Raw genomic sequence first — 12827 nt, 5'->3', positions numbered from 1 at the left:
TGTGCTTACGATTATAAAGAATAGGGTTACTCAGCTGGTTGTTGTTTTATTCATTCTTTCCCTATTTACGTTCACATTAATGAAGATGGCACCAGGTGATCCGGTTCTTACCATTCTAAATGCCGATGAGATGGTCGTAACAGAAGAAGATCAAGCCGAGCTTAGAAAGAAGCTTGGCTTTGATCAGCCTCTGTATATACAATATGGCAAATGGATGTTCAACCTCGTGCAGCTTGATCTAGGAAAATCATACATGTCTGGGAAACCAGTTACTGAAGAACTGTTAACACGCATTCCCATTACTGCGGAACTTACATTTTTTGCAATGACTATCATGCTATGCATTACCGTTCCACTTGGGGTGTGGTCTGCAAAATATGTAAACAAATGGCCCGACCAATTCAGTCGGATTTTAGCATTAATAGGAGCATCGATACCTAATTTTTGGCTCGGACTCATCTTAATCTATCTCTTTGCGTTTAAATTAGGTGTTCTACCTTCGTCAGGAATAGGGTCCTATTCTCAGATCATCTTACCTGCCTTTACATTAGGTTTTACGTTTGCAGTAGTTTACGCAAGGCTGCTTCGAGCAGGCCTGTTGCAAAGTTTGTCTGAGGACTATATTTATGCAGCAAGAGCAAGAGGTGTCAAAGAGTGGAGAATTCTATGGTTGCATGCGTTTAGAGCTGCTGTTCTTCCTGTTCTCACGATTTTCGGCTTAAGTTTAGGTAGCTTCTTAGGTGGAGCAGTAGTAGTTGAAATTTTATTTTCTTGGCCAGGATTAGGAAGCCTTGCCGTTGACGCTATATTTAACCGTGACTATCCGGTTATCCAAGGATATGTTTTATTAACGGGGGTATTTGTTGTATTAACAAATCTCTTAGTTGATTTATCTTATTATGTGATCGATCCAAGAATGAAACGAAAAGAGGAGGCATTATGAAGATAAGTGTTCAGATGCCTAGAAGAAATCAATTTCCATTATATTTTAAAAATCAAAATTTGATGATTCAGTGTGGGGTTATATTTTTTATTATCATCACTTTAGTCACATTGATTGGACCGTTTATCGTTCCGAATGATCCTCTCACAGCGAACATGGCTGTACGGCTTGCCCCACCAAGTTCAGCATATCCTCTAGGAACTGACCATATGGGAAGATGTATATTTTCAAGGCTCATAGTCGGTGCTCAGTCAACACTTGGAATAACGGCACTCGTTGTTGCGACTGTTGCACTCATCGGGATTCCGCTTGGTCTCGTGATCGGTTACATTGGTGGTCGATTGGATACAGTGTTTATGCGTGTAGCAGATGGTATTCTTGCTCTTCCCGAATTTATTCTAGCGATTGCGATTGCTGGATTCTTAGGACCAAGTTTGACGAATCTCATGATATCGATTGTTTTTGTTAAGTGGATTGCTTATACAAGGGTCGTAAGAAGTATTGTAATCACTGAACGAAACAAAGATTATGTCCAAGCTGCAAAAGTTGGGGGAAGCTCCAACTGGAAGATTATAAGAAGACATATGTTTCCGCAAATTGTTTCTCCTGTCCTTGTTCTAGCTACCTTGGATATCGGAAAAGTGATTCTTACAATCTCTTCCTTATCTTACCTTGGATTAGGTGCACAGCCACCTGCTCCAGAATGGGGAGCGATGTTGAATGATGGAAGACCTTATTTTCAGAGTGCGCCAGAATTAATGATCTACCCGGGTTTAGCTATCTTTTTTGTGGTATTAGCATTTAACTTAATGGGTGAAGGATTGCGAGACAAATGGGATGTTAAAAGTCGATAGAGAGGAGGTTTGCAATGATTGAGAACAAAACGACAGCAACTTCTGAAAATAATCTACTTGTAGTGGAAAACCTTTCAGTGACTGTCCGTAACAGCCGGGAAAAGTTAATTCGTAATCTGCATTTTTCTATTCCTCAAGGTGAAATTTTTGGCTTAGTCGGAGAGAGCGGCAGCGGAAAAAGTTTGACGGCCACCGTGATTTTGGGAATGCTTTCTAAGTCTCTAGAAGTTACAAGCGGATCTGTTAAACTCGGTCAATCAGAGATCACATCGTTAAGTGAAAGAGAGTTAAGAAATATTCGAGGTAAAGAGATTGCTTACCTCTCACAAAACTATCAAAGCTTCTTCACTCCATTTATAAAAGTTGGAAAGCAGTTTATTGAGATTATAAGATGTCACACGGACATGAGTAGAAAAGAAGCAAGGAAAGTGGCTATTCATTGGCTGAACAAAGTTCACTTACCTGCGGAACGTGTATTTAACAGTTTTCCCGACGAACTTAGTGGCGGACAATTGCAGAGAGCAGCAATCGCATCAGCCATTATGTTTCGGCCGAAACTGATCATTGCAGATGAACCAACGACTGCTCTAGACGTGTTAACCGGAGAAAGAATTCTAGATCTCCTGTCTGAGCTTAAAGAAGAGTTGAATTGCTCTATTCTTCTAATCTCGCACGACTTAAAACATATTATTAATCGAACACGAACAGTAGGCGTTATGTACGGCGGTCGAATTGTAGAAATAGGAAAAACCAGTGCTGTATTGGCGAATCCTATCCACCCTTATACGGATCTATTACTTCAGTCGAGGCTAAGATTGAACAAGCATATCCAACATGAGTTGCCGACTATGCTAGGTGAACCTGGATTAATAGCTGAGGAGGGGTGTCCTTTTTCTAAAAGGTGTCCGAGTGTTAGGGAATCCTGCAGCAACAAAGTCCCAATGAGTAGCTTAGGAACACACCATTCCGCCGCTTGTCATCTGGTGAATGCAGAAAGGGAAGAACGATATGTTACACGTTAATTCAATCTCGAAGACGTATCACTCAAAACCAGCTTTAAATAATATTTCACTTACCGTTCAACATGGTGAAAGTATAGGAATCATTGGAGAGAGTGGTAGCGGTAAAAGTACTCTTGGCAAGATCATCTTAGGGCTTGATAAGCCTGATCAGGGAGAAGTCCATTTTAGAGGTAATAACCTTCACACGTTAAACGGAAAAGCTTTGAAAAAACTCAGGCGTCAACTTCAAATCGTGTTTCAAGATTCTGCCGGGTCATTAAACCCCAAACTTCCTGTGTGGAAGTCTGTGGTTGAACCGTTAGAAAATTATCCAGATGTTATCCCTTCATTTTTAAAAGAAGTAAGACATAATCGTAAGAAGATGGCCGAAGTCTTGTTTCAAAAAGTGGGCTTGTCACCTGAACTTCTGGAGAGATATCCACACCAACTAAGTGGTGGACAAAAACAAAGAATAGCCGTAGCGAGGGGAATTAGCTTAGAACCAGATCTGCTCGTTTGCGATGAACCTACTTCAAGTTTGGATGTTTCTGTACAAGCACAAGTCCTCAACCTGTTAAAGAAGTTACAGCGAGACTTGAATCTCTCTTTTCTATTCATCTCGCATGATATCGCCGCTGTCCAATTCATGTGTGAACGAATTGTAGTATTAAAAGAAGGACTCGCAGTTGATTCATTTTTAACGGAGGATCTTTTTTCAGAGTCTCGTCATCCCTATACTAAACTATTGGTAGAGATGAGTATGGAACAAGAGTATAACTAGAAGAGAACCAACACTTTTACACGTGAAGTGCTGGTTTATTTATTTTGGAAGGATGAACGTATTTGAATCATTCAAGATATCTTGGATTGGCACTACCGCTGATTCTTACAACCATAACGACTCCTCTTCTTGGTGCAGTAGATACGGCTGTTGTGGGGCAGTTAGATGATTCCTCTTACATAGCTGGTGTAGCGGTGGGCACGATTATTTTTAATACGATGTATTGGCTGTTTGGATTCTTGAGGGTGAGTACATCTGGATTTGCTGCACAAGCACATGGAACAAAAAATGAGGACGATCTCTTACGTTCACTAAGTAGACCATTGCTCTTAGCACTCGGCATAAGTGCTTGTTTAGTAGCGCTTCAATATCCGATCAAAGAGCAGTTTTTGCCACTTCTTACTTCAGATCCAGCCGTTAAGTCTCTAGCCATAGAATACTTTGCAATTCGTATATGGGGTGTACCATTTGGACTGCTCAACTATGTAATCATAGGTTGGATGATGGGACTTGCAATGATTAAGAAGACTTTGTTTCTTCAAATGTATATGAACGTAACGAACATTGTACTTGATATTCTATTTGTTAAAGTCTTTTCATGGGGTGTAGCAGGGGTTGCAGCGGCTACATTGATTTCGGAGGTTTCCACTTTTGTAATCGGTCTTTTTATCGTGTGGAAAGCGATTCCCGCTAACCAACGTAAGAAGATTTTCCAGATAAAATCAATCGACCTGTCTTCTTATAAAAAAATGATGAGGATGAACAGAGATCTATTCATTCGAACATTATGCTTATTAATTGTGTTTAATGTTTTTACGGCAAAAGGAGGCACTTTCGGTACAGAGATTCTTGCGGCAAACGCCATCTTGATTCAGATCCACTACATCATGGCTTATATGTATGATGGATTCGCCAATGCTTCGAGTATATTAACTGGAAGAGCAATAGGTTCTAACGATAAGGCACTCTATCGATCAACGATTAAACGTAGTTTTCAATGGGCAATTATCTCCTCACTAAGCATCTCGAGTGTTTATTTTATATTTAAAGACCGGATACACCTATTGTTCACCTCTTTACCTGAAGTGTTGAATGTAGTAGGAACGTATGAAGCGTGGATTATCATCTTCCCGATCGTATCCAGCTTTGGTGTCGTCCTTCACGGTATTTTTGTAGGAGCAACAGAAGCGTCTTCACTACGTAACTCTATGATTCTAGCTTTAATTGTTTTCTTGGTTTCTCTTTATTTAGCAACACCAGGTCTAGGTAACCATGGGTTATGGTTAGCATTTATTCTTTTCAGTACCGCCCGATCGTTGTTCCTAATCCTGCATGTGCCTAAATTATCACGAACACTAGGATTTCATGAAGTTCGTTATGATGGAGAGAATAAGGTATTCAATAATTAGTAAAAAGCAGAAGTGATGTTAACAGGTATTGGAGTCCCAAAATTTAGTCATAAAAAAACTTCACCTCCAATTGTTAGTTGTTTCTAACAATTGGGGGCAGTTAGCCTGTTAAAGTGATATCTTTTCTTAAGATAAAGTTATAAATAAACATAAAAGAAAAGCGATACTTGAAAATGGTGTCATCATACGCCTTTCTTTCTTACTCTGAGATAGAAGGTTTGTAATTGTATTTGTACCGAGAAATATCGTAATAATCCAAACTAAAGTGTTCGTAGGTAAAAAATTAAAACCATATAAGACATCCGTATGTTTAAGAAATACAATGCCCATAAATAATAGAATGATAGCATTAATCATACTCATAATACGTAATTTTTTCGGTAGAACCTTATAAAAACCTCCCATCGCAAATTCACCTAATGGATAACCGAGCGAAAGTAATACCTGGAAGACCGAGATGGACACAAACATAATGGCAACAATAATCGAAGAAAAATAAACAAACTCTGTGGCCATTCTTTCCCTCCTCGCTAATTCCTTCTTATACTTATATTCAATCTTTAATAAAATTATCAAAACCGAATTGCACTCGATAGCAGCATACCAAAGAGATCGAATATTTTAGAAACCACTTCGGCACAGAATAGAGCAATTAATAACATTGTTTTTTATCATTAGCTGGAAAAAAATACAACACACCCTTGTAATACGATGTACATCGTATTACAATACAATTAGAAAATATTGGAGGGTGAACATGGATAAAGAACTTTTGAAGGGAAGTATAGATATCTTACTTCTTTCACTTTTGGTGGATGGAGATAGTTATGGATACGATATGACAAGGAAGCTGAGAATATTAAGTAACGAAGAATTCTCTATGAATGAAGGAACCCTTTATCCGGCTTTGAAACGCTTAGAGAAAAAAGAGTGTGTGACTTCATACTGGGAACATGGACCTGACGGAAATCGTCGTAAATATTATTCTTTAACAACAACTGGACGAAAGATCTTAACAGAAAAGCGTAGAGATTGGAAACAAATTAATGACCTGATGGATAAGACGCTGGAGGGGTTGTTATGAAGAATTTAAATCAATATATTGATGTGATCGTAGCGGGTTTGCCAATAGAAGAACAAGAGGACATAAAAGAAGAGATCACACAGCACCTCAACGATCATATGAATGAGTTAATGATAAAAGGATACACAGAGCAAGAATCGTTAAAAATTGCAATAAAGGCGTTTGGAAACGGAAAAAAGATGAATTGGGAAATGAAAAAAGCAGTCTATCCTTTTTATAAGATTACGCGTTTTCTTTGGAACACCGTATTCGTTACCTTCGTCTTTTGTTTACTTTCATATTTTATCATGGAACATTACAACCCCGGAGCGGATAACACTGCACCTCTTTCCAGTGTAATAGGAGGTTTCTTTATCATTCTCTTTATAGCTGGGATGGCTGAACTGGTTTATGAGGCTATACAATTAAGCCAAGTGAAGATGAAATATATAATGAATCCTTGGATATTCTTTTTTACTCCCTCCATTTTTATCGGTGGCATAATGTTTTTAGCTTACTTTCAGCAGCCAGAAAACTATCAAAATGGAATGTGGGTTGATCTATTGGTAGTTCCTATTGGTGCTTTTTTCTACGTGATAGCCCGACAAATTTATAATCAACTTTTTAACCGTTCTATCTAAGCCGCGATAAATGGGAGAGGAGCAGGTGTAACATGAAGAGACAATGTCTACATATGTTAACAGGATTCTTGTTTATCCTTTTATTAACCGCCTGTATAGGAGAAGACTATGATGCTGGTCCACCAGAGTTAAGACTTAGTGTTGAAGAAGATCTATATGCTTTAAAACAAGCAAATGTTGACTGGAAAACAGAAGAAAAGGAATTTAAGAATAAAGTAGAACACTTCTTAACGTTAGGCAGTGAACAAAAGGAAATTAAACTTTCACCTAATCAATCAGCAGAATTAATCTTACTTGAAAATAAAGAAGATGATGGGGAATATACAAATGAGACTTTGGAAATATCCCTTTGGAAAGAGAATGAGAAGATTGAGTTGACGACGAAATCATCAACTGATTACTCCTTTTCCTTCCCAAGTGATCCGGGTCAATATGTGTTAGAAGTTAATTTTCGCACTAGCAATGGTCGTTCGCAATATGTAGGAAATATCACATTAAAATAACGTAAAGAAGGGGCAGCCGCAAAGCTGTCCCTTCACGTCTATTAATGACAATCCCAGTTAAATAAAACGCGAGAGAAATCTTTGTTTCTTAAATCTTCTTTTGTAATAAAGAAGTTACCTACACCAGCATCTCCCCACATGATGTCGTTCTCACCTTCATCATCTGTATCGATCTGAAGCAAAGTAATGCGGTAATCATCAAATTGCGCTCCATAATCACGTGGATCTGTTTGTGAAAAGTACGCGTATCCGCCTATTTTGTGTCCCATGTTCTCAACATGTTCACAGAAAAGGTCATAAAGCGTTTCTTCTCCCCACATATTTGTTTCACCAGTAGCCTGATCCATATCAATAGATTCATAACTTTCTTCAAAATGAAAATCACTTACACCAAGTGCTTCTTTTGACAAGGAAAAAGATAAACGGTATTCACCATTAAAAGGCAGGTGTTCCTCTTCGGTTTCTTTGGAAACATAAGAAGCAGAAGTGTGAGACAACGCTAGATCCTCATGATAAACCACACGGAAGTTACTTTGATTTGTAGGGTTATCAAAATCCATTCCCATCACATCATCATGTTTTGAAAGAAAGAACTGCAGAATCCCTTGCTTTGGGAAGTGTTCGAGGGGAGGAATTTCTTCAAAATTAAGTTGGCAAAGAAGAGCCATTGGTTTTCCAGAAGAATCTAAGGGATAAGAGAATCCTTCTGGCAAGTAAGGCGATCCTCCAATTTTGCTGTCTTTTACCTCGGTAGACTGACGCGTTGCTTGTATTGAAACAAAAGGAACAACTGTGTTCTCAATGTCTTTTCGATAGGGTTCTAATGCTTTTGGAAGTGATAAAGTCATAATATACGAATCTCCTTTTCTTTTAAGTGTAAGTTTCCTGGAATTGTATTACAATATCAAAATACACTGAAGTAACTTAATCTAGAGCTTTTATCTGTATAATTGAGGTGTGAAAATGGGGATAACCCGAAAAAGTTTCTATTATTTTATATCTATATATTTAACCCTTATTGCGTTTGACTTTTTCAAATATAAAAGTCTACAGTTATTAGAAAATTTAATTATACCTTCTCTTTATGTGTTGGTCATCTTGATACTAGAGTGGTCAAAGCCTAAAAATAAGGAAGATAAGAGCTAAAACATCAAGTAAGATATTTTATTGCAGGTAATGTTACAAATTTCTTGAATGTATGAAGTAAGTTATTCATATTGGAGGGATTTCAATGACAGAGAAGCATTCTGTAATGACTGAAGCTCAACCTTTTTACTTTGAAGGAAACAAAGTGGGTATATTAATTTCTCATGGCTTTACTGGTTCTACCCAGAGCATGCGCCCTTTAGGAGAGGCATACGCAAAGGCAGGATATACCGTATGTGGTCCGAGGCTGAAGGGGCATGGTACCCACTATGAGGATATGGAAAAGACTACATATCATGATTGGATTGCTTCTATTGAAGAAGGTTACCAATGGCTCAATGAACGTTGTGATACCATTTTTGTTACTGGTCTCTCTATGGGAGGAACACTAACGTTACACGTTGCAGAAACATATCCAAATATTAAAGCAATCATTCCAATCAATGCAGCAATCGACATCCAAGACATGGAAAACATGCAACATTCCAACGAACGATTTCTAGATGCCATCGGTTCAGACTTAAAGAATCAGGATGTGAAAGAACTTGCCTATGACAAAACTCCGGTTCAATCTCTAAAAGAAATTGTATTGTTAATGAAAAAAGTAAAAGAAAGTCTTCATACTGTCACCTGTCCCGCACTCATCTTTGTTTCAACAGAAGATCATGTCGTTCCACCCGACAACTCTCAAACCATCTATGATTCCATTTCATCACGAGACAAACAGATTATTTATTTAAAGAACAGTTACCATGTGGCTACACTCGACAACGACCAACAACTAATCATTGATGAAACACTGAAGTTTATAGACAAGATATGTAATAAAATTAATGCGTAAGGCAATTAAAGAAACCCGAGCGGTAAGCAACAATTCGGGTTTTCTTCGTGTTTAAAACTTAGTCGTTATTCAAATAATGGCGAGCTGAACGGGAAGGAGAAAAACTTACTCTATAGGAATCTCCAACCTCTTTCTGTATTTTTGATGAAAGAGATTGACCCATTTGATTATGCTCTTTTTCGAGCTCTAGACCATTTTCACATAATTTATCGTTATCCCAATCGATCCATTCTCCGTATTGCACAGCCCAATCTCGCAACTTCTCTTTTTGTTCTAAAGAAATAGGGAGTTCATCAAGTTCTAAGTTACAGCCGCACCGATTACACCAAACAGGATCAGTATCAACATCAGCTTCTAATTTTAGTTCATAGATTTTCATATTTTCGCAACAACATTCCATATGCAACACTCCATCAAACGTTCTGTTAATTTTGTTTTTTAATCTATAATAATCATTAATAACCATAATGGAAAAAAACAGAGAAACGAGAATGGATCGTATAAACTTGAATGAAAAAAAGTTAGTCATAAAGGTAGGAGAGTGAAACGTATGGTCCATGTAAAACATCTTTTAGCCGATCAACTGTTAGCCAATGCCAACGACGCTAGCTGGTATCTGCCATTTAATGAATCAGTAGAAAATCTTTCTGAAGAAGAAGCTTTTTGGAAGCCGAACAATGACTGTCACAGTATCGCTGAAATTGTTCAGCATCTTCTTTATTGGAATAAGACGTGGCAAATCCGTTACAACGAGTCTCATGTTCAAGCAGTGCCTTCCATTGGAGATAACGACAAAAGTTTTGTGATTCCAGAACATCAAAGTTTCTCACATTTAAAAGAAGAACTGCTAGATGTTCTTTTGCAATGGCAAGGTCTTCTTTTAGAGGGAAAAGTAGAAAGTGAAGTGATGGGTTTTCCTGTACCCGCAAAATGGTGGGAGATCATTGGGAATGCAGCTACACACAATGCGTACCACATCGGACAGATTATCATGATTCGTAAGCTGCAGAAAAGTTGGAAAGTGGAAACGGTAGAAGTTAAATAGTAAATGAAATCAACGCTGTATTTCCATCAATAGAAGGGGAGGTGCAGTTTTTTTATTCCTTAAAACTTAAGAAATCTTAAGGATTATTCCTCTTAATTCTTTAGGTTTGAATTATAGAATGACTATACATTCAAACAATCGGAGTGAATAATCGTGAAATTTTTGTCTTTTTTAGCACAGTATATAAGTAATCCCCGTTCAGTAGGGGCCATTCTTCCAAGTTCAAGTTATCTAGCTGATAAAATGGTAAAGAGTATCAATTTTGAGCAGGCAAGATACATTCTAGAATACGGACCGGGAACTGGTGTTTTCACAGAAAAGCTGCTTCAGAATCGAAATCCTAACACGGCTATTATCTTAATTGAAAGCAATGAGGAATTCTACAAAATACTTGTACAGAAATACAAAGAGGTGGATAATCTCTTCATACATAATGGATCAGCTGAAAAGGTTGACTGGTACCTTGAAAAATGTGGCATTCCCTATGTAGATTACGTGATATCAGGACTTCCCTTTGCCAGCTTACCAAAGGCTGTTTCACATAGAATCTTGTTTAAAACTTCAAAAGTATTAAGAAAGAATGGAAAGTTTGTTACGTTTCAATATTCAAACGTAATGAAAGCATATATTGAACAGTTCTTTTCAAAAGTGGACGTAAGTATCGAGATCAGAAATGTTCCACCTGCTATGGTATTATGTTGTTCATTAGAAGAAGAAAAGATGGAGGTGACTTATGCAATCTAGAGTCTTAATCGTTGATGATGATAGTGATATTCGGAATTTGATTTCCGTTTATTTAGAAAATGAAGGAATGTATACGGTTCAGTCCGAAAATGCAATTGATGCGTTAGCACAATTGGAGAAGAAGGATTTTGATCTTATCATATTAGATATTATGATGCCAAAGATGGATGGGATCCAAGCGTGTATGAGAATAAGGCAGGAGAGAAATATGCCGATTATTATGCTCTCTGCCAAGTCTGAAGATATGGACAAGATTCAAGGTCTTGCTGCAGGTGCAGATGATTACTTATCCAAACCGTTTAATCCTTTGGAGTTAATGGCACGTGTGAAATCCCAGCTCAGAAGATATCGAAAATACAACCAGGATACTGATTCAAGTAGGGAGTTCATTGAGATTGGAGATCTGAAGATCAATACAGAAACCCGTCAAGTATGGGTGAGAGGGAAAGATGTCAGACTCACACCGAAAGAGTTCTCTATTTTAGAGCTGCTTGCCCTCAATAAAGGCATCGTTATGAGCATTGAGAAGATATATGAAGCGGTGTGGCAAGAAGAATTCTATAAGTCAGACAGTACTGTCATGGTTCATATAACAAAGATAAGAGAAAAACTTGAAGAAGATCCGAAGAGACCCATCTATATTAAAACGGTTTGGGGAGTCGGCTATAAAATATGAGAATAAAGCGGATTAAAATATCATTACTTGTAAAACTTCTTGCAGCAGTTGCTGTTAGCTTTTTTGTATCGACTGTGGTTATGATTATTATCTCTCAAATTATTTTGCATTTCTTTAATCTTCAATTTCTTACGATTGAAGATATTGGTGCAACTACTTATAATGTTATCGTATTTCTGATTTTTACTTTTGTTATTTTTTCTTTTATTGTTACCTTCTTAGCATTGATACGGAACAAAATACTTTATATAAAGCGTATTACAGAAAGTATTAATGAAATCGCCAACGGAAAGTTGGGATTGACGATTGAAATGGAAGGAAACGATGAATTAAGCAAGCTTGCCGAAGATGTTAATAGTATGTCTAAGGAATTATCAAGTAAGTTTGAATATGAAAGACAACTTGAGATAGCGAAAAATGAATTGATTACAAATATATCCCATGATTTGCGTTCCCCTTTAACATCCATCATAGGGTATTTGGACTTGTTGCGAAAGGGGAATTATTCTGGTGAAAATCAACTAAAAGATTATCATGATACGACTTACTCAAAATCAAAGCAGCTTGAAGCTCTTATTAATGAGCTTTTTGAATATACTCGTTTAACAAGTCCAGATGTAAAATTAGACATTAAAGATGTAGACATGACAGGTTTATTAGAACAATTGATCGGGGAATACGTTCCGATCTTTGAAAAGGAAGACCTAACTGTTGTAAAGAAAATACCAGAAGATGAAGTTCTAACTTCTATAGATATTGAAAAAATGGTCCGTGTTTTTGACAATCTTTTTATGAATGCTATTAAGTACAGCACGAAACCTTCTATTGTCAAAGCTACCTTTGACATACAATCCAATTATGCTGAATTTAGGCTGTCCAATCAAACAGAAAGACCAGATGTACAAGATATTAATCAATTATTTGAACGTCTTCTAGTAGGAGACAAAGCCAGAAGCGAGCGTGAAGGAACGGGACTTGGACTTGCTATTTCAAAAAGGATTGTAGAACTTCATGACGGTCATATTCGAGCGGAGTATATGGATGGCTGGCTTACGATTATTATCAAACTTCCAATTTGATCAAAGCTTATGAAGCATGCTTCATAAGCTTTTTTCGTTGGAAAAAGTTAAGAATCGTTAAGAATATTCCTAAGCTTTTCTTAAGATTTGTTTTACATAAT

Annotated in this window: 16 protein-coding genes; 13 read left to right on the top strand and 3 right to left on the bottom strand. The window is 37.4% G+C overall.

Annotated elements, in window-relative coordinates; translation table 11 throughout:
• The first annotated feature begins 1 nt into the window (after position 1).
• The 5 genes from nikB to ABE65_RS12810 all read left to right on the top strand — a co-directional run bounded on the left by nikB (position 2) and on the right by ABE65_RS12810 (position 4988).
• Entirely contained in the window at positions 2–943 is a 942-nt protein-coding gene (gene nikB / locus ABE65_RS12830; RefSeq protein ID WP_066395541.1) for a nickel ABC transporter permease, read from the top strand.
• A complete protein-coding gene (gene nikC, locus ABE65_RS12825; protein WP_066395538.1) occupies positions 940–1797 on the top strand; it encodes a nickel transporter permease in 858 nt (285 codons plus the stop codon). The genes nikB and nikC overlap by 4 nt, the downstream gene beginning before the upstream one ends.
• A gap of 14 nt (positions 1798–1811) precedes the next feature.
• Complete coding sequence (locus tag ABE65_RS12820) at positions 1812–2819, top strand: ABC transporter ATP-binding protein (protein WP_066395536.1); 1008 nt, start codon at positions 1812–1814, stop codon at positions 2817–2819.
• Positions 2806–3579 (top strand): ABC transporter ATP-binding protein, encoded by a 774-nt coding sequence (locus ABE65_RS12815; RefSeq protein WP_231887804.1) that lies wholly within the window; start codon positions 2806–2808, stop codon positions 3577–3579. Before ABE65_RS12820 ends, ABE65_RS12815 begins: the two co-directional genes overlap by 14 nt.
• A 62-nt stretch (positions 3580–3641) precedes the next feature.
• Complete coding sequence (locus ABE65_RS12810) at positions 3642–4988, top strand: MATE family efflux transporter (protein ID WP_066395530.1); 1347 nt, start codon at positions 3642–3644, stop codon at positions 4986–4988.
• 126 nt (positions 4989–5114) lie between these two features.
• Here the strand turns inward: ABE65_RS12810 and ABE65_RS12805 are convergent, their stop codons facing one another.
• Positions 5115–5504: a hypothetical protein gene (locus tag ABE65_RS12805; protein WP_066395528.1), complete on the bottom strand. Its 390-nt coding sequence runs from the start codon at positions 5502–5504 to the stop codon at positions 5115–5117.
• A 241-nt stretch (positions 5505–5745) separates the two neighbouring features.
• Here ABE65_RS12805 and ABE65_RS12800 point away from each other — a divergent pair, with 241 nt between their 5' ends.
• The 3 genes from ABE65_RS12800 to ABE65_RS12790 are packed head-to-tail and all read left to right on the top strand — an operon-like array spanning position 5746 to position 7195.
• Entirely contained in the window at positions 5746–6072 is a 327-nt protein-coding gene (locus ABE65_RS12800) for a PadR family transcriptional regulator (protein ID WP_066395526.1), read from the top strand.
• Positions 6069–6692 (top strand): permease prefix domain 1-containing protein, encoded by a 624-nt coding sequence (locus ABE65_RS12795; protein WP_066395525.1) that lies wholly within the window; start codon positions 6069–6071, stop codon positions 6690–6692. The genes ABE65_RS12800 and ABE65_RS12795 overlap by 4 nt, the downstream gene beginning before the upstream one ends.
• A gap of 32 nt (positions 6693–6724) precedes the next feature.
• The gene (locus ABE65_RS12790) at positions 6725–7195 is read left to right on the top strand and encodes a hypothetical protein (protein WP_066395523.1); all 471 of its coding nucleotides are present in this window, start codon (positions 6725–6727) and stop codon (positions 7193–7195) included.
• Between the two features lie 41 nt (positions 7196–7236).
• Here the strand turns inward: ABE65_RS12790 and ABE65_RS12785 are convergent, their stop codons facing one another.
• A complete protein-coding gene (locus ABE65_RS12785; protein WP_066395521.1) occupies positions 7237–8043 on the bottom strand; it encodes a YwqG family protein in 807 nt (268 codons plus the stop codon).
• A 383-nt stretch (positions 8044–8426) separates the two neighbouring features.
• On the opposite strand from ABE65_RS12785, the gene ABE65_RS12780 reads away from it, so the two are divergent.
• Positions 8427–9182 (top strand): alpha/beta hydrolase, encoded by a 756-nt coding sequence (locus ABE65_RS12780; protein ID WP_066395519.1) that lies wholly within the window; start codon positions 8427–8429, stop codon positions 9180–9182.
• Between the two features lie 58 nt (positions 9183–9240).
• Here the strand turns inward: ABE65_RS12780 and ABE65_RS12775 are convergent, their stop codons facing one another.
• Positions 9241–9582 (bottom strand): hypothetical protein, encoded by a 342-nt coding sequence (locus ABE65_RS12775; RefSeq protein ID WP_066395517.1) that lies wholly within the window; start codon positions 9580–9582, stop codon positions 9241–9243.
• Between the two features lie 150 nt (positions 9583–9732).
• Between ABE65_RS12775 and ABE65_RS12770 the strand changes: the two genes are divergently transcribed.
• The 4 genes from ABE65_RS12770 to ABE65_RS12755 all read left to right on the top strand — a co-directional run bounded on the left by ABE65_RS12770 (position 9733) and on the right by ABE65_RS12755 (position 12726).
• Positions 9733–10227 carry a DinB family protein gene (locus ABE65_RS12770; protein ID WP_066395514.1) on the top strand — a complete coding sequence of 165 codons (495 nt, stop codon included), beginning with the start codon at positions 9733–9735 and terminating at the stop codon, positions 10225–10227.
• A gap of 153 nt (positions 10228–10380) precedes the next feature.
• Entirely contained in the window at positions 10381–10971 is a 591-nt protein-coding gene (locus tag ABE65_RS12765; RefSeq protein ID WP_066395512.1) for a class I SAM-dependent methyltransferase, read from the top strand.
• On the top strand, positions 10961–11647 hold the full coding sequence (locus tag ABE65_RS12760) for a response regulator transcription factor (protein ID WP_066395510.1): 687 nt from the start codon (positions 10961–10963) through the stop codon (positions 11645–11647). The genes ABE65_RS12765 and ABE65_RS12760 overlap by 11 nt, the downstream gene beginning before the upstream one ends.
• Positions 11644–12726 (top strand): sensor histidine kinase, encoded by a 1083-nt coding sequence (locus tag ABE65_RS12755; RefSeq protein WP_066395506.1) that lies wholly within the window; start codon positions 11644–11646, stop codon positions 12724–12726. The genes ABE65_RS12760 and ABE65_RS12755 overlap by 4 nt, the downstream gene beginning before the upstream one ends.
• Positions 12727–12827 lie beyond the last annotated feature (101 nt).

The organism is Fictibacillus phosphorivorans, from assembly GCF_001629705.1.
Taxonomy (GTDB): Bacteria; Bacillota; Bacilli; order Bacillales; family Fictibacillaceae; genus Fictibacillus; species Fictibacillus phosphorivorans_A.
The sequence above is the reverse complement of the archived record's forward strand: the minus strand, read 5'-3'. Positions and strand labels throughout refer to the sequence as shown.